At 32.5% G+C, this 24,860-nt stretch carries 21 protein-coding genes; 16 read left to right on the forward strand and 5 right to left on the reverse strand.

Annotation, left to right across the window (positions count from 1 at the left end):
* Positions 1-11: 11 nt before the first annotated feature.
* The 4 genes from ACU4C5_RS03890 (at position 12) to ACU4C5_RS03905 (ending at position 3,823) form a co-directional block, all read left to right on the forward strand.
* Positions 12-731, forward strand: a complete 720-nt coding sequence (locus ACU4C5_RS03890) for a hypothetical protein (protein WP_446845745.1) — start codon at positions 12-14, stop codon at positions 729-731.
* A gap of 108 nt (positions 732-839) precedes the next feature.
* Positions 840-1,148, forward strand: a complete 309-nt coding sequence (locus tag ACU4C5_RS03895; protein WP_446845746.1) for a helix-turn-helix domain-containing protein — start codon at positions 840-842, stop codon at positions 1,146-1,148.
* Positions 1,138-2,430, forward strand: a complete 1,293-nt coding sequence (gene dcm / locus ACU4C5_RS03900; RefSeq protein WP_446845747.1) for a DNA (cytosine-5-)-methyltransferase — start codon at positions 1,138-1,140, stop codon at positions 2,428-2,430. The genes ACU4C5_RS03895 and dcm overlap by 11 nt, the downstream gene beginning before the upstream one ends.
* A 7-nt stretch (positions 2,431-2,437) precedes the next feature.
* Positions 2,438-3,823 carry a Sau3AI family type II restriction endonuclease gene (locus ACU4C5_RS03905; protein ID WP_446845748.1) on the forward strand — a complete coding sequence of 462 codons (1,386 nt, stop codon included), beginning with the start codon at positions 2,438-2,440 and terminating at the stop codon, positions 3,821-3,823.
* A 10-nt stretch (positions 3,824-3,833) separates the two neighbouring features.
* On the opposite strand, the gene ACU4C5_RS03910 is transcribed toward ACU4C5_RS03905, so the two are convergent.
* The 5 genes from ACU4C5_RS03910 to ACU4C5_RS03930 form a co-directional block, all read right to left on the reverse strand.
* The gene (locus tag ACU4C5_RS03910; RefSeq protein ID WP_446845749.1) at positions 3,834-4,070 is read right to left on the reverse strand and encodes a hypothetical protein; all 237 of its coding nucleotides are present in this window, start codon (positions 4,068-4,070) and stop codon (positions 3,834-3,836) included.
* 175 nt (positions 4,071-4,245) lie between these two features.
* Entirely contained in the window at positions 4,246-5,052 is an 807-nt protein-coding gene (locus ACU4C5_RS03915) for a TspO-related membrane protein (protein WP_446845751.1), read from the reverse strand.
* A gap of 426 nt (positions 5,053-5,478) precedes the next feature.
* On the reverse strand, positions 5,479-5,856 hold the full coding sequence (locus tag ACU4C5_RS03920) for an endonuclease domain-containing protein (RefSeq protein WP_446845752.1): 378 nt from the start codon (positions 5,854-5,856) through the stop codon (positions 5,479-5,481).
* A gap of 984 nt (positions 5,857-6,840) precedes the next feature.
* The gene (locus ACU4C5_RS03925; RefSeq protein WP_446845753.1) at positions 6,841-8,808 is read right to left on the reverse strand and encodes a YgiQ family radical SAM protein; all 1,968 of its coding nucleotides are present in this window, start codon (positions 8,806-8,808) and stop codon (positions 6,841-6,843) included.
* A 281-nt stretch (positions 8,809-9,089) separates the two neighbouring features.
* Positions 9,090-10,721 carry an ABC-F family ATP-binding cassette domain-containing protein gene (locus ACU4C5_RS03930; RefSeq protein ID WP_446845754.1) on the reverse strand — a complete coding sequence of 544 codons (1,632 nt, stop codon included), beginning with the start codon at positions 10,719-10,721 and terminating at the stop codon, positions 9,090-9,092.
* Between the two features lie 223 nt (positions 10,722-10,944).
* On the opposite strand from ACU4C5_RS03930, the gene rplM reads away from it, so the two are divergent.
* From rplM to asnS, 12 genes are all read left to right on the forward strand, one after another.
* A complete protein-coding gene (gene rplM, locus ACU4C5_RS03935) occupies positions 10,945-11,400 on the forward strand; it encodes a 50S ribosomal protein L13 (protein ID WP_446845755.1) in 456 nt (151 codons plus the stop codon).
* Between the two features lies 1 nt (position 11,401).
* Positions 11,402-11,788 (forward strand): 30S ribosomal protein S9, encoded by a 387-nt coding sequence (rpsI, locus tag ACU4C5_RS03940; protein ID WP_446845756.1) that lies wholly within the window; start codon positions 11,402-11,404, stop codon positions 11,786-11,788.
* 141 nt (positions 11,789-11,929) lie between these two features.
* Complete coding sequence (rpsB, locus tag ACU4C5_RS03945) at positions 11,930-12,706, forward strand: 30S ribosomal protein S2 (protein ID WP_446845757.1); 777 nt, start codon at positions 11,930-11,932, stop codon at positions 12,704-12,706.
* 93 nt (positions 12,707-12,799) lie between these two features.
* A complete protein-coding gene (gene tsf, locus ACU4C5_RS03950; RefSeq protein WP_446845758.1) occupies positions 12,800-13,774 on the forward strand; it encodes a translation elongation factor Ts in 975 nt (324 codons plus the stop codon).
* 107 nt (positions 13,775-13,881) lie between these two features.
* On the forward strand, positions 13,882-14,589 hold the full coding sequence (gene pyrH, locus ACU4C5_RS03955; RefSeq protein ID WP_446845759.1) for a UMP kinase: 708 nt from the start codon (positions 13,882-13,884) through the stop codon (positions 14,587-14,589).
* Between the two features lie 49 nt (positions 14,590-14,638).
* Complete coding sequence (gene frr / locus ACU4C5_RS03960; protein ID WP_446845760.1) at positions 14,639-15,196, forward strand: ribosome recycling factor; 558 nt, start codon at positions 14,639-14,641, stop codon at positions 15,194-15,196.
* Positions 15,197-15,256: 60 nt separating this feature from the next.
* Positions 15,257-16,537, forward strand: a complete 1,281-nt coding sequence (locus ACU4C5_RS03965) for a DUF5686 family C-terminal domain-containing protein (protein WP_446845761.1) — start codon at positions 15,257-15,259, stop codon at positions 16,535-16,537.
* 72 nt (positions 16,538-16,609) lie between these two features.
* Positions 16,610-19,006: an efflux RND transporter permease subunit gene (locus ACU4C5_RS03970; RefSeq protein WP_446845762.1), complete on the forward strand. Its 2,397-nt coding sequence runs from the start codon at positions 16,610-16,612 to the stop codon at positions 19,004-19,006.
* 423 nt (positions 19,007-19,429) lie between these two features.
* Entirely contained in the window at positions 19,430-19,753 is a 324-nt protein-coding gene (locus ACU4C5_RS03975; protein ID WP_446845763.1) for a hypothetical protein, read from the forward strand.
* 45 nt (positions 19,754-19,798) lie between these two features.
* A complete protein-coding gene (locus ACU4C5_RS03980) occupies positions 19,799-20,545 on the forward strand; it encodes a GLPGLI family protein (protein WP_446845764.1) in 747 nt (248 codons plus the stop codon).
* Between the two features lie 79 nt (positions 20,546-20,624).
* Positions 20,625-23,270 carry a hypothetical protein gene (locus ACU4C5_RS03985; protein ID WP_446845765.1) on the forward strand — a complete coding sequence of 882 codons (2,646 nt, stop codon included), beginning with the start codon at positions 20,625-20,627 and terminating at the stop codon, positions 23,268-23,270.
* Positions 23,271-23,346: 76 nt separating this feature from the next.
* Positions 23,347-24,780, forward strand: coding sequence for an asparagine--tRNA ligase (gene asnS, locus ACU4C5_RS03990; RefSeq protein ID WP_446845766.1), 1,434 nt, complete (start codon positions 23,347-23,349; stop codon positions 24,778-24,780).
* Positions 24,781-24,860: the final 80 nt, after the last annotated feature.

Below are 24,860 nucleotides of genomic sequence, written 5' to 3' on the forward strand. Positions count from 1 at the left end.
TATAATAAGATATGATTACATCAATAATACATGGAGTTGCAAATTGGGAAATAACTATTTCTGACCAAGGGATTTTAAGTAAAGAAAATCCTAACAAACTTGATTATAATTCAACATCAAGAACTTGCTTATTTAATGGTTGCTCAACAATCATTAATATAAGAAGAACATCAGGCCTTTGTGATGTACATAAAATACATCAACATGACTTACTTTTATCGCTTACAGATTCAAATGGAGATACACAAAGAGTACCTGCACATCAAGATATAATAGACTGTTTAATTGAGTGGGCAAAACCAAGAAACTATAATTTAACTGCCTTTTTTGAAAAAATTTCATTCTCAATTATAGGCAATATACCTGATGTAACTAGTTTAGCTAATGAGGTAACTTATGATAGTACTATTACTGTACCTAGTCTGCAAAGTGCATTTGACAAATCTATTGCTATAGCTGAAGAATTTTTTCCAAATAACAACAATTCTTCCTACCAACCATTGACTACTAGATCAGGAGATATACCAATTATTGTTTTAGCACATATATTTATCGGATTAATTGTCTGCGAAGAAGCTAATAGAGGAGACAGATGGCATTGTAGAGTAGTAAGAGCTTCTGAACAAAAAACATCACAACTAGGCGGAATTATGCCAATAGCATATTATGCTGCAAAATCTTTCAATTGGGGAATTGAATTAGGAAAATCAGCAAGACTATTAACAAGATAATATTATTGAAATAATTTAATACAAATTAATTTATTCTTCATTAATTATTTTGTTATCAAAATATATTTTATATTTTTGGACAAAATATGTCTAAAACATTTTTGACCAATGAAAACATTAGGAGATACTTTAAAAGGAGCTCGAGAAGAAAAAGATTTGATTTTAAGGAAGGTTGCAGCAGCAGTTGATATTGATCAATCTTTGATTAGTAAGTTTGAAAAAAATGAAAGAAAACCAACTTTAGAGCAAATAATAAGACTTGCAAAATTTTATAAATTATCTGAAAGTAAATTAGTAATAAATTGGTATTCAGAAAAAATTGCAGAAGAATTAAAATACACAGAATCTACTTCCGAAATACTCAAAGTAGCGGAAGAAAAAATTAACTATTATAAAGCACAAGAAAATGGGAAATAAGAAAGTGAAAGTTGCTGAATTATTTGCAGGTGTTGGAGGTTTTCGACTTGGACTTGAAAAAAGCGATTTCGAAATTGTTTGGAGTAATCAATGGGAGCCATCTACAAAAAAACAACATGCATCGGAAGTATATGAGGCAAGATTTGGAAATAAAAATCATTCTAATGAAGATATAAACCAAGTAGTAACGAGAGATGTGGAAGAAATTCCAGATCACGATTTATTGGTTGGAGGATTTCCTTGTCAAGATTATTCTGTTGCAACAACATTGCATAACTCTAAAGGATTAAAAGGAAAAAAAGGTGTGCTTTGGTGGTCGATACACAGTATTTTAGAAAACAAAAAGAACAAACCAAAATATTTGTTTTTAGAAAATGTCGATCGGCTTTTAAAATCTCCTGCAAATCAAAGAGGACGTGATTTTGCTGTAATGTTACAAAGTTTAAACGATTTAGGTTATGCTGTAGAATGGCGAGTTATTAATGCTGCTGAATATGGAATGCCACAAAGAAGACGACGAGTTTTCTTTATTGGGTATCACAAATCGACTGATGCTTATAAAAAGTTAAAAAAAGCCAACAAAACAGATTGGCTTTCTACAGAAGGAACTATAGCTAAGGCTTTTCCTATTCTAAAAATAAACTCTCTACAAGAGGTTGAACTGAAAGGGGATTTAGTCGAGATTACAGACAACTTTAACAAAGACGGAAAACTATCTCCTTTCTTAAATACAGGAATGTTAATTAACGGTAAAGTTTATACAGCAAAAAGTCAACCAGATCATAAAGGCAAAAAAACCAAATTAAGAGATTTACTACAAAACGGAGAGGTAACAGATGATTTCTTTATAAAAGACAAAAAATTAAAAACTCCAAAAACGATAACCAATAGAGATGGAGAAAAACGAACTATAACCACAGAAGTAGAAATGTGGGAATACTTAAAAGGCTCTAAAAAAGAAAAAAGAATTACACAAGATGGTTTTGAATATAATTATGGCGAAGGCGCTATGATTTATCCTGACTCCCTAGACAACGCTTCTAGAACAATAATTACAGGAGAAGGTGGAAAATCACCTTCACGTTTTAAACATGTTGTTGAATCTGATAGAGGATTAAGAAGATTGACACCTGTTGAATTAGAAAGATTAAATATGTTTCCAGATAATCACACACAACTAGAAGGCATTACAGATACCAAAAGAGCTTTTTTTATGGGAAATGCTTTAGTCGTTGGAGTAATTGAAAAAATTGGAAAAGAACTTTATAATCAAATTAAATAATAATTTTATGTTTGACGTGAATTCATCAGATTCTATTATTGAGTTTGCAAAAAAATTAAAAAATCAAACTTTAAGAGAAGCTTGTGGCTCTGAAATTGAAAAACATGGCTACAAAGGAAAAGGAAATTTTGGACAGATATTAGAGAAATTCTATTTTGGATACGAACCAAACTCTGACGCTCAGCCAGACTTTTTAGAAGCAGGTCTTGAGTTAAAATCTACTCCTTTAAAAACTTTAAAAAATAGAGAATTCCGTTCTAAAGAAAGACTTGTTTTAAATATTATTAACTATTTGGAAGTTTATAAAGAAGACTTTGAAACAAGTTCTTTTATTAAAAAAAACGCTCATTTACTTCTGGTGTTTTATCTTCATGATAAAGACTTAAATCTATTAGATTACATTATAAAATTAGTTGATGGTTGGCAATACCCAAATGAAGATTTAAAAATAATTAAACGCGATTGGGAATTTATAAATCAAAAAATTAAAGATGGTAAAGCACACGAACTTTCGGAAGGAGATACATTTTACCTTGGGGCGTGTACAAAGGGCTCTACCGCTGCCAAATCTTTCAGAGACCAGCCATTTAATAAAGAACAAGCTAAACAAAGAGCTTATTCTTTAAAACAAGGTTATGTAAATCATATTATTGCTAATATTGCTCAAGAAGAAACTGCTGTTTATGGAAAAATACTAAAACAACCTGAAATTCTTGATCAAGTACAGACACTTGAGGAAATAGTAATTTTAAAATTCCATCCTTTTTATGCTAAATCTTCAGAACAAATTGAAAAAGAATTAGATCTAGAATTAAACAAAAAGGCAAAAAGTTATTTTGCAAATCTTACAAATACAATCCTTGGTCTTGAACTTGGTCAAAAAATAGAGGAATTTGAAAAGGCTGACATACAAGTAAAAACAATCAGACTTAAAGAAAACAATCTACCTAAAGAAGATATTTCATTTCCAACATTTAAATATGAAGAATTAATTGAAACAGAATGGGAAGATTCAGATTTTAAAAATATTTTGGAAAGTAAATTTTTCTTTGTTTTTTATCAATTTGAGGATGACAATTTAATTTTACGAAAAGTCAAATTCTGGAATATGCCATATTCTGATATTATTGAAGCAAAAAAGGTTTGGATAGAAATGGTGAAAACTATTTCAAATGGAGAAATTGTAAAAGAAGTAACTGATAAAGATATAAGAAAAACATATTTCCCAAAGAAAACGGAGAACAGAATAAGTCATGTTAGACCACATGCTCAAAATCGTGATGACACTTATCCATTACCAATTGCAGATAAATTAACAGGACTAACAGAGTATACAAAACATTGTTTCTGGCTTAATGCTAGTTATATTAGAGACGAAATATATTTGAAATAAACAGTCTCAATTATTGTTCTATAATTTGCCTGCTCATAATCTCAATAGCTTCCTCTTTTCCTAAAATATTATCAAACTCACCTAAAGAATCTTCATCTCGATAAATACCATTTCTATCATTCCAAGACAGCCAATCAATCAACTCTAAACGAGACCATGTATTTAATTTAGTTAAAAGTTCTTCTTTATTTAATTCCATTATTTGATAATACGGATGTCTTAATTTTTCTATTTCTTCAAAATTCATAATCACCTTATTTAATAGTATAAATATATAAAAAAAATAAACCATAAAAAACTTAAAAACAGGGTTTTAACACTATTTATTAATAAAAAAAACAATGAATATCAATTGGAAACTATTAGAGCCCATGCCACATTATTTATGGAAAAATGCTGCGAAGTTATCTATTGGGTAAACCCTAACTTCTTCTCCCCTCAAAATACTCCATACACTTAATACCAGGATTTGTTTTTCGGTTTTTAAAAGCATGTGTAAAACTGCTAATTATTAAAATAGCAGCAGCAATAACCGCGGTATAGGCTACCGTAGTATTAACATCTGTATTAGCGGCATAAATAGCAATTAAAGCCCACGCACCAACAAGTGCAAACTCGCGCATGTTACGTGTCCAGGTAATTATTAGGTTTATTACCATGGCGATAACAATAAGTAAAACGGTCCAAATGGTTGAAGAGATTCCAAAACCATCCCAATGGTGTTTTACTAAAACTGCCGAGACGTTTGCTATACTGGCTACGGTAACCCAACCACTATAAATTACAAATGGCCACCATAAAAAGACAATGACAGAAATGGGCTCGTCTACCAATTCCATACTGTTTTTAAGCACTATATGTATTAATGAGACTAGTAGTATAAAAATAAAGATTGAAGACCATATGGTATAGCCATAAATCCAAGTTACAATCCATAAACAATTAGCAATACACGACAGTAAAAACCACCACCCTGTTTTGAGCACAAAAGCATCGTCTCTTACGGTTACAAACAAGCTTCGTCCTTGATATATAACGAATCCTAAGACTAGTAGATAGATGATTCCCCAAATGGAAAAGGCATAACCTGCCGGTGTAAATAAGGTATTATATTGCTTAGATACTTCTCCAATAGTGGTATTGTTTAATAATCCTGTGTTTGATAAATAGTTCATTACAATAACACAAACAAATGCAATACCGTTAATTATTTGTAGTGGTTTTTTCATGGTTTTAATATCTCGGTTTTTGTGGGTTTGGTGTTTATAGGTTAAAGATATGAATTATTTAAGGATAGTGTTTATTGGTATAGGTACTGTGTTTTATTTTGGAGGACGGACACCCCTGAAGTCCCCTCGAGGGGACAATTGAGTATGAAGAAGTTTATTGAGTTGGCGTGTGATTGTTATGGTGCTGTGTGTTATTTTGGAGGACGGACACCCCTAAGGTTCCCTCAAGGGGACAATTGAGTATAAAGAAGTTTATTGAGGTGGGATGTGATTGTTATGGTGCTGTGTGTTATTTTGGAGGACGGACACCCCTGAAGTCCCCTCGAGGGGACAATTGAGTGTGAAGAGGCTTATTGAGGTGGGATTTGTGTTTTGATTGTTGAAAAAGTAAAATAAAACACTCTAGCTAATATCCTCTTGAGATGGTTATAAGGGTGCTGCGTTAACCAACTCTTCAACCTTTTCTTCAATAACCAATAAAACACTAAACATGTTATTTTTCACATCTTCATTAGAGAATCTTAAAAAGGTAATACCATAAGCTTCTAATTCTCCTTGTCGTTTTGCGTCATATAAGATTTTATGGTCATGACTAGATCCATCTATCTCGATGACTAAACCTATTTCATGACAGTAAAAATCTGTGATGTAATTTAGCATAGGAACCTGACGATGAAACTGAACACCATAAGCGCGTTGTTTTATTTTCTGCCAAAGTAAAACCTCAGTAAGTGTACTGTTTTTTCGTAACTGACGTGCTAATAATTTTAATTTAGTATTGTATGGAATTATCTTGTTTCGCATATTTTACACCTTATTTTCAACACTTTAAGATATGAAAAATAATTTACACGAGTGATTTAGGCTCATTTTGTGTTGGGTAGAATTAGGAGTTACATGCTGTAGTTCTTTAGGGACTGAACACCCCTAAGGTCCCCTCGAGGGGACAATTGAGTATGAAGAAGTTTATTGAGGTGGGATGTGATTGTTATGGTGATGTGTGTTATTTTGGGGTACGGACACCCCTAAGGTCCCCTCGAGGGGACAATTGAGTATGAAGAAGTTTATTGAGGTGGGGTGTGATTGTTATGGTGCTGTGTGTTATTTTGGAGGACGGACACCCCTAAGGTCCCCTCGAGGGGACAATTGAGTATGAAGAAGTTTATTGAGGTGGCGTGTAATTGTTGTGGTGATGTGGTTTATTTTGGGGGACGGACACCCCTAAGGTCCCCTCGAGGGGACAATTGAGTATGAAGAAGTTTATTGAGGTGGGGTGTGATTGTTATGGTGCTGTGTGTTATTTTGGAGGACGGACACCCCTAAGGTTCCCTCAAGGGGACAATTGTGTATGAAGAAGTTTATTGAGTTGGGATGTGATTGTTGCGGTAATGTGTTTTATTTTGGAGGATGGACACCCCTAAGGTTCCCTCGAGGGGACAATTGAGTATAAAGAAGCTTATTGAGGTGGGATGTGATTGTTGTGGTGCTGTGGTTTATTTTGGGGTACGGACACCCCTAAGGTCCCCTCGAGGGGACAATTGAGTATGAAGAAGTTTATTGAGGTGGCGTGTAATTGTTGTGGTGATGTGTTTTATTGGGTACGGACACCCCTAAGGTCCCCTCAAGGGGACAATTGAGTATGAAGAAGTTTATTGAGGTGGGCTGTAATTGTTGTGGTGCTGTGTTTTATTGGGTACGGACACCCCTGAAGTCCCCTCGAGGGGACAATTGAGTATAAAGAAGCTTATTGAAGATAGAAAAGGCAGTAAGAATTATAGAAACACCTCCCTATCTCCTTTTCTTTTTATTCTTACTCTTAAACTTTGCTTTATCTCTACGTTGATTAAAAGGAATAGGTGCTACAGCATCATTAAACGTGTTTTTAGCGTCACCTGTAGGTTTATTTTTACGCCATTTCTCGTCCTTTTCAGGAAGTAGTACTTTTAATAAATCTTCACGCCCTAATTTATTCAAGGTCTTTTTAATCCACGCTTTATTTTCATCCTTATACCAAAAGAAAAAACGATGCTGTTCATCTTTCTCTTTTCTAGTAATAGGTGTGTTTACTTTTTTAAGTGTGTATGGATGATAACCACTATAATAAATTACGGTAGCCACCGTCATTGGTGTTGGAGTAAACCCTTGCACTTGCTCTAACTGGAAACCCATATCTTTAGTTTCGGCAGCCAAATTTGCCATATCTTCAACCTCACAAGCGGGGTGATTAGATATAAAATAAGGAATCAACTGTAACTTTAAACCTTTAGCAATATTGATTTTATCAAAACGCTCTTTAAATTTATGGAAATACGAAAACGATGGTTTACGCATCAATTTCAATACCGGATCACTAGTATGTTCTGGCGCTACTTTTAGTCTACCAGAAACGTGTTTCGTCATTACCTCTTCCGTGTAAGCATCCAACTCTTTTGGGTCGGCATTTTTATTAAACTCAGGCACCAACATATCATGTCTAATACCAGATCCAATAAAAGATTTTTTCACTTTAGGGTGACTATCAACTGCTTGATATAATTCGGTTAACGGTTTATGAGACGTATCTAAATTACTACAAATTACAGGCGAAATACAACTAGGCGCCACACATTTGTCGCAAATAGACTGTACTTTCCCTTTCATCTGATACATGTTGGCACTTGGACCTCCAATATCAGATAAATACCCTTTAAAATCGGGCATATTAGCCACAGTATCTACTTCTTTTAAAATAGACTCCTGACTACGAGACGCAATAAATTTTCCTTGATGTGCCGAAATGGTACAAAAGCTACATCCACCAAAACACCCACGGTGAATATTGATAGAAAACTTAATCATTTCAAACGCCGGAATTGGTCCTCGTTTATTATATTTTGGATGTGGTAAACGTGTGTAAGGTAAATCGAAAGACGCATCAATTTCCGCTTCCGTCATGGTTGGATACGGCGGATTAATCATTAATGTTTTATCACCAATTTTCTGGAATATGCGTCGCGCCGCCAATTTATTACTCTCCTGCTCAATCACCTTAAAGTTAGACGCGTATTTTTTCTTATCCTTCAAACACACCTCATGAGATGCAATTTCTACATCTTGCCAGTTACTATTTTTAGGAATACTTTCGTCTTTATTTAATAAAACAGCCGTTTGTAACACCGTATTAATACTATTAAAAGGCACTCCTTTTTCTAGCAAACGTACCACTTCTCTTAGTGGTTGCTCTCCCATTCCGTAAACCAGCATATCTGCTTTTGAGGTTTCTAAAATAGAAGGCAATAATTTATCACTCCAAAAATCGTAATGCGTTACACGGCGTAACGATGCCTCAATACCACCAATTAAAACTGGAGTATCTGGCCATTTATCTTTTAATATTTTTGAATATACAGTTGTCGCGTAATCAGGACGAAAACCTATATCACCATTTGGCGTATACGCATCCTTATCACGTTTCTTTTTATTCGCATTATAGTTACTAATCATTGGATCCATGCAACCACCGGTAACCCCAAAAAACAATTTTGGTTTACCCATTTTTACAAAATCCTGAAGATTATCCTTCACATTAGGTTGTGGCACAATAGCCACACGTAAGCCAAAACTTTCTAGCATACGTCCAATAACCGCAGGCCCAAAAGTAGGGTGATCCACGTAGGCATCTCCGCTAAATAAGATCACATCTAGTGCTTCCCATCCGCGTATTTTCACCTCTTTATTTGTGGTAGGTAACCAATCCGAAAGTTGTAGTTCTTGCATATGGCTGCAAATTTAGTCAAAAATTGACTCTTAGTTGTTATAAATATATTCTTTTAGGGCGTTACCGCAAGGGTCGGGCTTTACGCTATATCTTTTTTTTAATAAGCTATAGTACATACCAACTGCTATAAAATAGCACATAACATAGTGATAGCGATTGTAATTAGCGTGTATAAGATTTGAAAAAAGGATACCGCTGCAATCCCTAACGCGGGCATAACAGCGGTATTTTCTTCTTATTAATTACTTTTTACTAATCACTATTTATTAGTAATTAGCACTTATAAATCCATTGCTTTTAAACTTTCAATTCTATTTCTAACTAAAAAGTCGTCAATAGATTCAAAATGTTCAATCACACGTTGGTCTTTAAATTCAAATACTTTGTTAGATAAACCTTGTAAGAAATCTCTATCGTGAGATACTAAAACAAGTGTCCCATCAAAATCAAGAAGCGCTTCTTTTAATACATCTTTAGATTTTAAATCTAAGTGATTGGTAGGCTCATCAAGAATAAGCAGGTTAACAGGTTCTAATAACAATTTCACCATAGCTAAACGGGTTTTTTCTCCTCCCGATAGTACGCTTACTTTTTTCTCAATGGCATCACCTTTAAACATAAACCCCCCTAAGATGTTTTTTATCTGTTTTCTAATATCACCTTGAGCAACATCATCTACCGTTTGAAAAATAGTTAAATCTTCGTCTAATAAAGCGGCTTGATTTTGCGCAAAATATCCCACCTGTACATTATGTCCAAGTTCGCAAGTTCCTTCAACATCAATAGCGCCTAAAATAGCTTTTATCATGGTTGATTTCCCTTCCCCATTTCGACCTACAAAACACACTTTTTCACCACGAGCGATAGACATGTTAGCATTTTTAAACACCACATGATCGTCATAAGATTTAGAAACCTCCTTAACGGTTACCGGGTAATCACCAGAACGCTGCGTTTTTGGGAAACGTAATTTTAATGCAGACGTATCTACATCATCAATCTGAATAATCTCCAATTTCTCTAACATACGTTCACGAGAAGACACCTGATTAGTTTTTGAGTATGTCCCTTTAAAACGATCAATAAACACTTGGTTATCTGCAATGAATTTTTGCTGTTCCTGAAATGCTTTTAGTTGATGCACTCTTCTATCTTCACGTAATTGTAAATAATGAGAATAGTTGGCTTTGTAATCGTATATTTTTCCCATAGTCACCTCAATGGTTCTATTGGTAATGTTATCAATAAATGCTTTATCGTGAGAAATTACGACTACAGCTTTGGCTTTATTCAATAAAAAATCTTCTAACCAAATTACAGATTCTATATCAATATGATTGGTAGGTTCATCTAATAATATAAGGTCTGGTTTTTGTAGTAAAATTTTAGCTAGTTCGATACGCATTCTAAACCCTCCTGAAAACTCACTTGTAAGTCTACCAAAATCTTCTTGTTTAAAACCTAAACCTTTTAATGCTTTTTCAACTTCGGCATCATAATTTACATCTTCAAGTGCGTAGTATTTTTCACCAAGGTCTGAGACGCGCTCAATGATTTTCATATACTCATCAGATTCGTAATCTGTACGCGTTTCTAGTTGCTTGTTAAGCGCCTCCATTTCATCACGCATATTATATACATGACTAAATGCTTTTGAAGCTTCATCAAACACCGTAGCATCATCTTCAGTTAATAAATGTTGCGGTAAATAAGCAATAATAGCATCTTTAGGACAACGTACATGACCGCGGTTTGCATTTTGCACCCCTGCAATAATTTTCATCATGGTGGATTTACCCGCACCGTTTTTTCCCATTAGGGCGATTTTATCATTTTCATTAATAGTAAACGATACGTCACTAAATAAGGTGTGTCCGCTAAACTCTACGGCTAAATTATCAACTGAAATCATATATTTGCATTTTAAAAATGCAAAGCTAATAAAAGAGACGAATAGAAAATATGAAACGAGTTAAAAAACGCATTTAAAGTAAAAATGAATGTCAAACTACATTAACCTGTTGAGAATCAATAAAACAAAATAAGTTGCAACACTATTTGGTTATCAAGATTTTAATCGTAAATTTGCAAACTCTTTTTAAGAGAGGAATGTTTAATTAGAAAATTTAATAAGTGTGGATACATTAAGCTACAAAACGATTTCAGCAAACAAAGCTACTGTGAATAAAGAGTGGGTTTTGGTTGATGCTGAAGGTCAAACATTAGGTCGTTTAGCTTCTAAAGTTGCAAAACTTTTAAGAGGTAAACATAAACCTAACTTCACACCTCATGTTGACTGTGGAGATAACGTAATTGTTATCAATTCAGAAAAAATCAACTTAACAGGAAACAAGTGGACAGAGAAATCTTACATCCGTCACACAGGTTACCCAGGGGGTCAAAGAAGTTTAACTGCTACAGAATTGTTCGGAAAAGATCCGGCAAGATTAGTGGAAAAATCAGTAAAAGGAATGTTACCTAAAAACAAATTAGGTGCAAATTTATTCCGTAATTTAAACGTTGTTGTTGGAGCAGCTCATACCCATGAAGCTCAAAAACCAAAAACAATTAATCTAAACGAATTCAAGTAGAATGGAAGTAATTCACAAAATTGGCCGTAGAAAGACGGCTGTTGCTCGTGTATATGTAGCCCAAGGAACTGGGAACATTACAGTAAACAAAAAAGACATGGCGGTTTATTTTCCTACTGCAACTTTACAGTACAAAGTAAACCAACCTTTAGCTATGACTAACAATGATGGCAACTTTGATATTACAGTAAATGTATATGGAGGTGGTATCACTGGTCAAGCAGAAGCAATCCGTTTAGCAATCTCTCGTGTAATGTGTGAGATCGATGCAGAAAACAGATTAGTTTTAAAACCAGAAGGTTTATTAACTAGAGATCCAAGAATGGTAGAGCGTAAGAAATTCGGTCAGAAGAAAGCGCGTAAGAAATTCCAATTCTCGAAACGTTAATACCAAGTTTAAACAAACAACTAAGTTATTGTTGTCCCTAACCTTTGGGTTAGGATTTAGTTTAGCATCTAAATGGTTAAGGCAAACGCATAGCGTCACCACTTAATCATTGCTAATCAACAGAACGTAAACTATTACAAAATGGAAAAAGTAGAAGTAAAAGAATTATTAGAAGCAGGTGTACACTTTGGTCACTTGACTAGAAAATGGGATCCAAACATGGCTCCTTACATCTATATGGAACGTAACGGTATCCATATCATCAACCTTTACAAGACTGCAGCTAAAATTGAAGAAACGTCTCAGGCGCTTAAAACAATTGCTGCTTCTGGAAAGAAAATATTATTTGTAGCTACAAAAAAGCAAGCTAAAGATATCGTTGCTGAAAAAGCAGGCGCTGTAAACATGCCTTACATCACTGAAAGATGGCCTGGTGGAATGTTAACAAACTTTATCACTATCAGAAAAGCAATCAAAAAGATGGCTACTATTGATAGAATGAAAAAGGATGGTACATTCATGACTCTTTCTAAGAAAGAGCGTTTACAAGTAGACCGTTTAAGAGCTAAGTTAGAAAAGAATTTAGGTTCTATTAGCGACATGACACGTTTACCTGGTGCTTTATTTGTAGTGGACATTAAACGTGAACACATTGCAATCAAAGAGGCGCAAAAATTAAACATTCCAATCTTTGCAATGGTGGATACAAATTCTGACCCTAGACAGGTAGATTATTTAATTCCAGCAAATGATGATGCTTCAAAATCAATAGATAAAGTTTTATCTATCGTAACTTCTGCAGTAGCAGATGGTCTTTCTGAAAGAAAATCAGAAAAAGATAGTAAAGCAGAACCTAAAACTGAAACTAAAGCAGCTCCTAAAGCAACCGCTAAAGTAGCTACTGAAGAAGAAGAATAGAATAAAAGATAACATTTACACAACACAAATAAGTCGTTTAGTTCTTTTCTTTACAGAAAATTATCTGAACGACTTTTTTTAAATTTTATACGCATGGAAAGTACAGTAAAAATTACAGCTGCTCAAGTTAACAAACTTAGACAAGCAACTGGTGCAGGTATGATGGACTGCAAGAAAGCTTTAGTTGAAGCTGGTGGAGATTTTGATAAATCTATTGAAGTTTTACGTAAAAAAGGACAAAAAGTAGCAGACAAAAGAGCTGACAGAGATTCTTCTGAAGGAGCTGCTGTTTCTAAAATCAATGCAGATCACACTTCTGGTGTTGCTATTGTATTAGGATGTGAAACTGATTTTGTTGGAAAAAACGAAAACTTTTTAAAACTTGCTAGCGATTTAGCTGATACAGCATTAAACTGTAACACTAAAGAAGAATTTTTAGCTGCAGATTTTGACGGAATGACAGTTGCTGAAAAATTAATTGAACAAACAGGAGTTATCGGTGAAAAACTTGATATCACTGCTTTCGAAAAATTAGAAGCACCTTACGTTGGAACATACGTACATATAAACAAGATTGCTGCTTTAGTAGGATTAACTGCAAAAGTTGCCAATGAAGACACTTTAGTAAAAGACGTTGCAATGCAAGTTGCATCAATGGGAGCATCAACATTATCTTACAAAGATTTTGATCCAGCTTTCGTTGCCTCTGAAACTGAAGCAAGAATTGCTGTTATTGAAAAAGATAATATTGAATTAGGACGTTTAGGTAAAACACTTAAAAATGTACCTCAATTTATCTCAATGGCACAATTAACTCCTGAAGCTTTAGCTACGGCTGAAGAAGCTGCAAAAGCAGAATTAAAAGCAGAAGGAAAACCAGAACAAATCTGGGACAGAATTTTACCTGGAAAAATGGAGCGTTACATTTCTGATAACACAACATTAGACCAAGAACAATGTCTATTAGATCAAAACTTCATTAAAGATGAGAAAATAAACGTTGCAAAATACGTTTCTTCTTTCGGTGATGTTGCTATTTCTGATTTCAAAAGAGTATCTGTAGGATAAACCTTATTCTATTTTAAATATAAAAAGCTTCTCTATATCAGAGAAGCTTTTTTTTGTGATAAAAAACAAAAAAATTATGTAGTTTTGCTAAACTTTCAAAAACTACTATGAAATATAAAAGAATCCTTCTCAAATTATCTGGTGAAGCCCTTATGGGAGAACGCCAATATGGTATAGACCCTATTAGATTAGCTGAATATGCTGAAGATATAAAAACAATAGTCGATAAAGGTGTTGAAATGGCCATAGTAATTGGCGGAGGAAATATTTTTAGAGGAGTTGCTGGAGCTAGCAACGGTATGGATCGTGTACAAGGAGACCACATGGGAATGCTTGCTACTGTAATTAACGGATTAGCATTACAAAGTGCTCTTGAAGATGCTGGTGTACCAACACGCTTACAATCTGCTATTAAAATAAATGAAGTTGCCGAACCTTTTATTAGAAGAAAAGCAATGCGTCACCTAGAAAAAGGTCGTGTCGTTATTTTTGGAGGAGGAACAGGTAATCCTTATTTTACTACAGATTCTGCTGCTGTATTACGTGCCATAGAAATTGAAGCCGATGTGATCTTAAAAGGAACTCGTGTGGATGGAATATATAATACGGATCCAGAAAAAGATAAAACAGCAGTAAAATTTGACGACATCACTTTTGATGATGTTTTACGTAAAGGCTTAAAAGTGATGGATACAACAGCATTCACTTTAAGTCAAGAAAATGAATTACCAATTATTGTTTTTGATATGAACACCAGAGGGAACTTATTAAAAGTGCTTTCGGGAGAAAACATTGGTACAAAAGTTAACCTTTAATAGCTATTTGGCTTATTTTTTATACGTGTAAATACTTAAAAAATTGACGATGAACGAAGACATTAAATTTATATTAGACTCTACTAAAGAATCCATGGATAATGCTATTAGGCACATGGAACACCAATTTAAAAACATTAGAGCAGGAAAAGCTAGTCCTGCAATGTTAGGAAGTGTTATGGTAGATTATTACGGCTCACAAACCCCATTATCACAAGTTGCCAATGTTAACACCCCAGATGGTAGAACAATTACTGTGCAACCTTGGGAAAAAAACATGCTTCATGAAATTGAGCGTGGTATTATGATTGCAAATATTGGATTTAACCCAATGAACAATGGTGACACAATTATTATTAACGTACCACCATTAACTGAAGAGCGTCGTCGTGATTTAGTAAAACAAGCTAAAGGCGAAGCTGAAGATGGTAAGGTTGGAATTAGAAGTGCACGTAAAGAAGGGAATTCTGATATTAAAAAATTAGAAGACGTTTCAGAAGATCTTCAAAAAAATGCAGAGATTGATATACAACATATGACCGATAAGTACGTTAAAAAAATTGAAGAGATTTTAGACGTCAAGGAAAAAGAAATTATGACAGTATAAAAATAAAGCGACTCTTATGTCGCTTTTTTTACCTCTTAAATTAAAATTGGTTTCCCTTACATGCAAAAATACGGTTTTATTGTTTTTTTTATATTTTATGTCACTTTTGCACAATCGCAAACGCCATCGCCTACCGAAGATTCAACGACGGTAAGTAGAGACTCTATAAAGAAAACGTATTTTTTAAAACAATTAGGGAATGGTTATTTCCCTTCAAAGTACATTAATTTAGATTTACGCTACTTAGTTAAATATAATCAATACGAAGGTTTAAGAACAGGTTTAGGAGGCTCAACAAATGAGTTATTTTCTGATCGTTACCGTTTAAACTCTTATGTTGTTTATGGTTTTAGAGACGATCGTTTTAAATATAGTTTTGGAGGTGGTTTTAGGATTGCTAAAAAAACAAATACGTGGCTAAATGTATCTTACACCAATGACTTGGAAGAAACAGGAAGTTCAGCATTTTTAACTGATAAGCGCTTTTTTCAATTTTTTGAACCTCGCTTATTAAATATCGATTTGTTTCATAAACACATCACTACAGCGATTACGTTAGAGCATCAGCTATCTAATTATTTATTATCGGAAACAGAATTTGCTGTAAGAAATATAAATACCACCTATAGTTACAATTATGTTTTTGATGGAAAATCATATAATCAGTTTCATTTAACAACTGCAAAAGTTGCACTACAATGGAGTCCGTTTAGTAAATTTATCACAACAAAAAATAACGTTGTAAAAGAAACAAAGAATGGGTATCCAAAGCTTTCACTTCAGTACACCAAAGCGATTGATAATGTTTTAAGTAGTAATTTAAGTTTCTCAAAAGTTGATTTCAGACTTGTGCATCGCTTTCAATATAATCCAGAATCTTACACAGAAGCTACAATAGTTTCAGGACTTGCAAATGGTAACACTCCACTAACGCACTTATATCATGCCTATCCTAATAATATTACTAAGGAAACCATTTTCCAACGTTTTTCGGTAGCAGGTATCAACAGTTTTGAAACCATGTATTTTAATGAGTTCTTTTCTGATAAATTTTCAACAGTACAACTTAAGCATTACTTTAAACCTTTTAATATTACCAACCGTTTTAAGCCACAATTGGTTTTAATAACAAGATATGCAGTGGGTCAAATGAGTAATATTGAGCGTCATGAAAATGTAACTTTTGACACATTAGACAAAGGTTACACAGAATCTGGACTAGAAATTAACAAACTATTTTTTGGCTTTGGTTTAAGTTTCGCTTATCGTTATGGCGCTTATCATCTTCCTAAACAGACAGATAATATGGCTCTAAAATTCACCTTTAACGTTTCGTTATAAAAAAATAATATCCCTAAAATAAGTTAAGTAATCCTTAGCTTTTTTCTACCTTTACAGCTGTTTTATTTCGTTATGTCTAAACTTTTTACATCCAGTTTTTGGGAAATAGTTGCGCGACTCATTTTGCGTAACAAGATTGTGATACTTATAGGTATCGCATTAATTACGCTTTTTTTAAGTACGCAATGGAAATACATGCGTTTCACTTATACTGAAGCCAATCTTTTACCCGATGATCATGAGGTAAATGTAACCTACAATGAGTTTCTTAATATTTTTGGAGAAGAAGGAAATCTTATTATTCTTGGGGTAAAGGATTCTACACTTTTTACTGTTGAAAAACTAAATGCTTGGAATAAACTTTCTGATGATTTTAAAGCTGATGAAGAAGTTGAAGCTGTGGTATCTATCAAAGATTTACAGAAGCTTGTAAAAAATTCGAAAGAGGAAAAATTCGATTTAAAACCTTTTATTACAGATTCTATTCATTCGATAGCTGAAATAAATACGCTTCAAGAAGAGCTTTTTAAGAAATATCCTTTTTACGATAATTTTTTATTTAATACCGAAACTAAAACCATTAGGACGGCTTTATACATTAAAAAAGATATTGTAAATACGCCTGCCAGAAAAGATTTTGTAGTTAATAAACTCAATAAAAAAATTAAAGCTTTTGAGGAAGCTTACGATCTTGATGTTCGTGTATCTGGAATGCCATATATACGTACTTTAAACGCTCAAATAATTGTAGACGAAATTGGTTGGTTTGTTGGTGCAGCTTTATTTGTTACCTCATTTATCTTCTTTTTATTCTTCCGATCGCTTAGAGCCACCTTAATTTCACTGGTAGTGGTTTGCTTTGGTGTAATGTGGACTTTAGGAATCTTAGGATTACTACGTTATGAAATTACAGTACTTACGGCATTAATTCCGCCATTAATAATTGTGATAGGAATACCCAATTGTATTTTCTTAATTCACAAATATCAAAATGAAGTAAAAGCGCATGGTAATAAAGTAAGATCACTACAACGTGTCATTACTAAAATTGGGAATGCTACTTTGATGACCAACATTACAACAGCATCGGGTTTTGCAACATTTATTTTAACAGAAAGTAAATTATTAAAGGAATTTGGTATTGTAGCCTCATTGAGTATTGTGGCTATTTTTATCTTATGCCTGCTAATTATTCCTATTCTATATACCTTTTTACCTTACCCAAAAGAACGCCATTTAGAGCATCTTAACAAACGTTGGATTGGCTCGTTTGTCAATTGGATGGAACGCATGGTAAAAGAAAATAAAATTGCCATTTACTGTACTTCTTTAGTATTATTAGTAGTAAGTATTATTGGAATTTATCAAATAAAAATATCTGGAAGTCTTATTGAAGACATGCCTAAACAAGAACAGTTTTTTAAAGATATTAGATTTTTTGAAAGTGAATTTAACGGGATTATGCCATTAGAAATTATGGTAGATACCAAACGTAAAAAAGGTGTGATGAAATTGAGCACCTTAAAACGTATGAATGAGTTGGAAGAACTTATTATTGAAACTCCAGAACTTTCAAAACCTATATCTGTAGTTGGTTTGGTAAAATACTCTAAACAGGCTTACTATAACGGAAATCCTAAATATTACCAGCTTCCAACAAGTCAGGAAAATAGTTTTATAATGACGTATGCTAAAAATTCGTCGTCAACCGAAACCAATTTACTTAAAGATTTTGTAGACAGTACAGGACAATATGCGCGTATCACTACCTTTATGAAAGATATTGGTACGGACAGGATGGAACGTATTGAAGAAAACCTACAAACTAAAATAGACAAAGTATTCCCTAAAGAACAATACGATGTTACTATTACCGGAAAAGCTTTAGTGTTTCAAAAAGGAACCACGTATTTGGTTAAAAATTTAGCCATTTCATTATCGTTAGCCATTTTATTGATCTCATTATTTATGGCCTATATGTTTAGATCATTCAAAATGATTGTGGTGTCACTTATCCCAAATTTATTACCGTTAATTATTACAGCAGGATTAATGGGGTATTTAGGTGTACCAATAAAACCATCAACCATATTAGTATTTAGTATTGCCTTTGGAATATCGGTAGATGATACCATTCACTTTTTGGCAAAATACCGACAAGAATTACAAGCCAATCACTGGAAAATACGCAAATCTGTATTTGGAGCCTTACGCGAAACAGGTGTAAGTATGTTTTACACATCTATCGTGTTGTTCTTTGGATTTTCGGTATTTATAATCTCTAGTTTTGGTGGTACTGTTGCGCTTGGAGCTTTAGTATCTATCACATTATTATTTGCAATGCTTTCTAATTTATTATTATTGCCTTCTTTATTATTATCTTTAGAAAGAAGCATTGCTAACAAAGAAGTCTTAAAAAAACCTGCAATAAATATTATTCCTGAAGAAGATGAAAAACCTAAGAAATAGATACATTTGTATCAAATTCAACTAGTTTAAAAACTTGTAATACTATTATCTTTTAATTGGATACTCACTTATACTGAACTATCAATTATTAGAAAAACAGGTATTCTATAAATACAAGAGCAAATTGTGTTTTTGTATCGCTTATAGCAAAATCTTCTTGTTTAGATAATTTAAAACAATACTTTACTTAACTATTAGCTTTCTCTACTCCTTATTTATATTCTTTGCAAGATCTATAACTGGCAAGTAATTTTTTGCTACTTCCCTTCCTCTCTTTATGGCAATACCTTATTTTATTTTTTTTATAGAAAAAATAAAAATTCAATAGGAATTTATTATATATATATATTTGGTTATCAAATGTTTTGATAGTATTCTTTTTTTTACAAAAACCGAGAATACAATAATTTAATATTATTTATTATGAAAAAAATTGGATTTTATTTTTTAACTTTAGTATTTATTTGTACAACTTTTGCTTTTAACACACCTAAAGAAAACGTAACATTAGACGAAACAGCTATTATTGAAGTAAACTTGTCCGAAGAAGCCTCAACATATACAAAATGCTGTAGGAGAACATCTACAAATCTTGACAGAACTATAATAATAAGTTCTAGGGTTTGTAGATCTGGAGATGATCCAGATGTTGTAATGGGTGAAGCTTGCGCTGATGCCATAAAAGCTTCAAGAGCAGGAGTAAAAGCTGCTGAAGAAGCGAAAAAAGAGATTGGAACAGGAGTATAATTATACACATTTAATAAAAAGCTCAACTAATTTTAAATTTGAAGCATGAAACATCTTTTCTGTTTTTTAGTCACATCACTCTTTTTTGCTTCCTATGCACAGGACACAACAAAAGAAACAATGATAATTAATTATGATGTATCTGTTTATGATGCTAATGATGATTATGGCGATATTGTTTTTTATAATACTGTATTGACCACTAATGGAGTACAGAGTGAGTTTGTACTTAAAACTAAAGACACCGTTTTTGATTCTGAAATGTATGGTACAATGGATAATTATTCGCCTCTTTTTTATAAAGCGATGTACAAAAACAATTTGCATAAACCCGAAGTCTATTACAAAGAAGGTAGGGGTGTTAAAAACTACAAACTTATAAAAGATAAGTTTAAAATTGATTGGGCATATACCAACCAAACCAAGATTGTAAATGGCAACTTATGTTATAAGGCACTATGTACTTTTAGAGGTAGAAACTACGAAGCTTTTTATAGCAAAGAAATACCGTATAGTGATGGGCCTTTTAAATTTAGTGGCTTACCTGGGGTAATCTTAGAAATTAATTCACTAGATGGTGTTGTAAAAATGAAAGCTACTCAAATTACATATACTTATCAAGATGTAGCTATTAATCCTTATCTAGATTTAGATGTAAATCTCTATATATCTTTTAAAGACTATAAGAAAATATACACCAAATATTTTAAGAAAATAGCAGGCTACCAGCCAGATTTAGATACAGAAATGTTTGTACCTAAACGCTATATTGAGTATGTAGTAAATGATTAATTAAAAAATAGCTTAGTACAGATAAAGGCTAAAACAGTTATTATGTTTTAGCCTTTTTTATATAAAAGATTCTTAATGTATGAGTTACACCAACAATTCCTCTCATAAAAAATATATACATCTCTTTTTATTGTATCTGTTTTTTGGTACCACATATATTAGTTTTTCACAAACCCTAACAGGAATTGTAAAAGATAGCACTCATGTTTTACCTAACATCACCATATTAATAAAGCGGCACAACACATCTGAAATTTTACAATACACATCTACAGATAATAATGGTAAATACACTTTAAAATTAAATCATTCTAAAGACAGTCTATTTGTAGAATTTAATAGTTTTTTATACCAATCTCAAAAAAAGCAACTCGCTAATTTCACTATTAAAAATGATAGTATAAAAGTTGATGTTACATTAAAAGAACAAGTTAATATTCTTGATAACGTTGTCATTAGAACTGAAAAAAGAATAACTGTAAAAAAAGACACTACCGTTTATAATGTTGAAAAACATAAAGACGGCACAGAAAAAACAGTAGAAGATTTACTAAAAAAACTCCCAGGAATTAAAGTGAGTAATGATGGTACAATTTCATACAAAGGAAAATCTATAAAAAAATTACTTTTAGATGGCGATGATTTGTTTGGAGCAAACTATACTGTTGGCTCAAAAAACATAAATATTGATATCATAGATAAAATAGAAGGCATAGACAACTATGACGATAATGAGCTAAAAAAAGGATTAAGAGATACCGAAGATGTAGCACTTAATTTGATACTAAAAGAAGGGAAAATAGATTTATCAGGAAATGCCAGCTTAGGATACGCCTATAAAGAATACTATGACGCTCACTTAGTAGGTATAGTTATAAATAAAAAAGCAAAACTATTAAATGTTATTTCAGCAAATAATATAGGGAATTCCGAAAGTTACACCTTTAAAGAAAACATTGATAAAGCCGCTACAAAACTTATTAACGAAGGTAATATTTACTCACTATTAGACGAATCTTACCATAATTTTAATAATAACATTACCAATAACAGTAATATTCTTTTTAAGCTTTTTAAAAAATCGAATTTAAGACTCAACCTTAATGGACAAATAGATGCTTTAAAACGAACCAATTATAGCAGCACAACATTAAATAGTGATACTGATAATGGTGTACTAATTGAAACAAGCGATAAGCTTCGTAAAAAGCCACTATTCTTTAATGCAAACATCAACTTTGAAAATAAAGAAACAGATAGCCTACATTGGAACTACACAGGTAATTATAACTATAAAAATATAAACACTACAGACTTTAGTGATAACAACAGTTTTTTACAAAATTCAAATTTAGATAGCAAAAGCACTTTAATAGAAAACCAGTTAAACCTAACCTATAGGTTAAACCAAAATACAGCATTAGAAAGTGTTTTAAACTACAGTTATAGTGAAGCACCGCAAGTTTTAAACATCTCACCGAATACAGAACTTATTAACAACAACGCAATAACACCTCTTAACCAACAAACTAGCACCTACAAAAAAAACAATATTTCATTTAAAACAGATTTAGTTGGTTTACACAACAAAAACCAATATAAAATTGAAGCAGGTTACCAGTTAACACATAATAACTTTAATTCATTATTACAAAACTCACAGACACAAAATACCACAGAAAACACGTTTACAAATAGAAATACATATCATATAGAACGCTATTTTTTAAACTCTGGATACCGCCTTAAATTTCACAGATATACCATAGATGTAGGAACAAAATTGCAATACAATAACTTAACTTTAAAAGATGAGTCATCGGCAAATTATACAGCAGAAAAAAAACTGATTGCTTTGCCATATATGAAACATCATTATTCTTTTTCGAGAAAAATGAGCTTACAACTCGCTTACAATTACAACGAAAACCTGCCCAAAAACGACTACTTATTTACAAATTTTGTACAAACAGATTACAGAAGTTTTAAGACCAATACTATTTCATTAGATAACTTAAAATCTCACAACGCAAATATCAACCTAAAATATTATGATTTTTATAATAAACACATACTAAACATAGGCGGTTTTTATACCAGAAATCAGAATAATTATTTTTATGATAACGAAATTAACAACATCACATCTATAACAAACACATTTTTAAAAACTATAAATTTAAACAGTTACAACCTATATTTAAATGCCGAAACGTATTCTATTTTTTTAAACTCAACCATTCAAATAAATACAAGTTATGGCATTTCTCAAAATATAAGTGTTTTAAACAACTCAAATTTTAGAAATATCTTAATTAATGATTTACAATTAGAATATGTAAATAGAACAAAATTTAAAACCCTTATCAATTTTGAAAACAAATTCACATACAACAATGTCACCTACAAAACAGACGTATCATACACTGCCAATAGCATTACAAACCAATTAAAAACAATCATAAAAATAAATGATGCAATAAACATTAATGCTTTATACATTTATATTTTACCAGATGTATCACAACAAATTAATTATAATTTCATTGAAGCCCAAGCAAGTTACAAACCCAAAAACAGTAATTTATCATACACAATTTTGGCAAAAAACCTCATGAACGAAAAAGAGTTTAAAACTCTAAACGTTAATGATTATTCAACATCACGTTCTTCTTATAACCTCATAGAACGCTATATTATGTTTAAAGCAACATTTTATTTCTAATCCACATCTTTTTTATCTTCATAGCGAAGTAAAACATAAATCCTTTTTTATCTTTGCATCGTAAAAAATAAAAAAAATGAACACAAATACTGTTGCCAAATTACTGTCTAAAGACATTACACTACAAGAAATTAACATTAAAGGTTGGGTAAGAACTTTTAGAGCTAATCGCTTTATTGCCTTAAATGACGGATCTACACTACATAATATACAATGTGTTGTAGACTTTGAAAACACAGATGAAGACACTCTAAAACGTATTACTACGGGAGCTGCAGTTCATATTAAAGGTGAATTAGTAGAAAGTCAAGGAAAAGGACAATCTGTAGAAATTAAAGTGAGTAGCATTGAAATTCTTGGAGATTCAGACCCTGAAACCTACCCTATTCAACCTAAAAAACACAGTTTTGAATTTTTACGTGAAAATGCACACTTACGTACACGAACCAATACATTTAGCGCAGTAATGCGTTTACGTTCGTCATTATCTTTTGCAATTCACAAGTATTTTAATGAAAGTGGATTTTACTATATGCACACACCAATCATTACAGGAAGTGATGCAGAAGGTGCTGGTGAAATATTTAAAGTGACTAGCTTAGATGCTAAAAACCCACCATTAAACGACGATAAATCTGTTGATTATAAAGAAGATTTCTTTGGAAAAGAGACTAATCTTACTGTTTCAGGACAATTAGAGGCTGAAACTTACGCCATGTCTCTTGGTAAAGTATATACTTTTGGACCAACATTTAGAGCCGAAAACTCAAACACATCTCGTCACCTGTCTGAATTCTGGATGATAGAACCTGAAGTTGCCTTTATGGATCTTGCCGGAAATATGGACTTAGCAGAAGACTTTATGAAATCTGTTTTAGGCTATATATTAGAACACAATATAGATGATCTTACCTTTTTAGAAAGCAGATTATTAGACGAAGAAAAAACAAAACCACAAGCCGAACGTAGCGAAATGAGCTTAGTTGAAAAATTAAGATTTGTTGTTGATAATAACTTCAAACGTGTAAGCTACACAGAGGCCATAGATATTTTACGTAACTGTAAACCTAACAAGAAGAAAAAATTCAATTATATCATTGAAGAATGGGGAGCAGATTTACAAAGTGAACACGAACGTTATTTAGTTGAAAAACACTTTAAATGTCCGGTAATTTTATTTGATTACCCAGCAAATATTAAAGCGTTTTACATGCGTTTGAATGAAGATGGAAAAACCGTTAGAGCCATGGATATTTTATTCCCTGGAATTGGAGAAATGGTTGGAGGATCGCAACGTGAAGAACGTTTAGATGTTTTAAAAGAAAAAATGAAAGCCTTAAATATTGATGAGAAAGAATTATGGTGGTATTTAGACCTTCGTAAATATGGTACAGCAGTACACTCAGGATTTGGATTAGGTTTTGAACGTTTAGTTATGTTTGCAACCGGAATGGGTAATATTAGAGATGTAATACCTTATCCTAGAACACCACAGAATGCTGAATTTTAATTAAAAAAATATAACCTGTGTAGTTTTAAAACGACACAGGTTTTTTTTTATTACTTTTATAACATAAAGACAAAAACACA

This window comes from Lacinutrix undariae (genome assembly GCF_052934785.1).

Coding starts and splice junctions, on each gene's coding strand:
- ACU4C5_RS03890 (WP_446845745.1), top strand. CDS start 12: ATGATTACATCAATAATACATGGAGTTGCAAATTGGGAAATAACTATT.
- ACU4C5_RS03895 (WP_446845746.1), top strand. CDS start 840: ATGAAAACATTAGGAGATACTTTAAAAGGAGCTCGAGAAGAAAAAGAT.
- dcm (WP_446845747.1), top strand. CDS start 1,138: ATGGGAAATAAGAAAGTGAAAGTTGCTGAATTATTTGCAGGTGTTGGA.
- ACU4C5_RS03905 (WP_446845748.1), top strand. CDS start 2,438: ATGTTTGACGTGAATTCATCAGATTCTATTATTGAGTTTGCAAAAAAA.
- ACU4C5_RS03910 (WP_446845749.1), bottom strand. CDS start 4,070: ATGAATTTTGAAGAAATAGAAAAATTAAGACATCCGTATTATCAAATA.
- ACU4C5_RS03915 (WP_446845751.1), bottom strand. CDS start 5,052: ATGAAAAAACCACTACAAATAATTAACGGTATTGCATTTGTTTGTGTT.
- ACU4C5_RS03920 (WP_446845752.1), bottom strand. CDS start 5,856: ATGCGAAACAAGATAATTCCATACAATACTAAATTAAAATTATTAGCA.
- ACU4C5_RS03925 (WP_446845753.1), bottom strand. CDS start 8,808: ATGCAAGAACTACAACTTTCGGATTGGTTACCTACCACAAATAAAGAG.
- ACU4C5_RS03930 (WP_446845754.1), bottom strand. CDS start 10,721: ATGATTTCAGTTGATAATTTAGCCGTAGAGTTTAGCGGACACACCTTA.
- rpsI (WP_446845756.1), top strand. CDS start 11,402: ATGGAAGTAATTCACAAAATTGGCCGTAGAAAGACGGCTGTTGCTCGT.
- rpsB (WP_446845757.1), top strand. CDS start 11,930: ATGGAAAAAGTAGAAGTAAAAGAATTATTAGAAGCAGGTGTACACTTT.
- tsf (WP_446845758.1), top strand. CDS start 12,800: ATGGAAAGTACAGTAAAAATTACAGCTGCTCAAGTTAACAAACTTAGA.
- pyrH (WP_446845759.1), top strand. CDS start 13,882: ATGAAATATAAAAGAATCCTTCTCAAATTATCTGGTGAAGCCCTTATG.
- frr (WP_446845760.1), top strand. CDS start 14,639: ATGAACGAAGACATTAAATTTATATTAGACTCTACTAAAGAATCCATG.
- ACU4C5_RS03965 (WP_446845761.1), top strand. CDS start 15,257: ATGCAAAAATACGGTTTTATTGTTTTTTTTATATTTTATGTCACTTTT.
- ACU4C5_RS03970 (WP_446845762.1), top strand. CDS start 16,610: ATGTCTAAACTTTTTACATCCAGTTTTTGGGAAATAGTTGCGCGACTC.
- ACU4C5_RS03975 (WP_446845763.1), top strand. CDS start 19,430: ATGAAAAAAATTGGATTTTATTTTTTAACTTTAGTATTTATTTGTACA.
- ACU4C5_RS03980 (WP_446845764.1), top strand. CDS start 19,799: ATGAAACATCTTTTCTGTTTTTTAGTCACATCACTCTTTTTTGCTTCC.
- ACU4C5_RS03985 (WP_446845765.1), top strand. CDS start 20,625: ATGAGTTACACCAACAATTCCTCTCATAAAAAATATATACATCTCTTT.
- asnS (WP_446845766.1), top strand. CDS start 23,347: ATGAACACAAATACTGTTGCCAAATTACTGTCTAAAGACATTACACTA.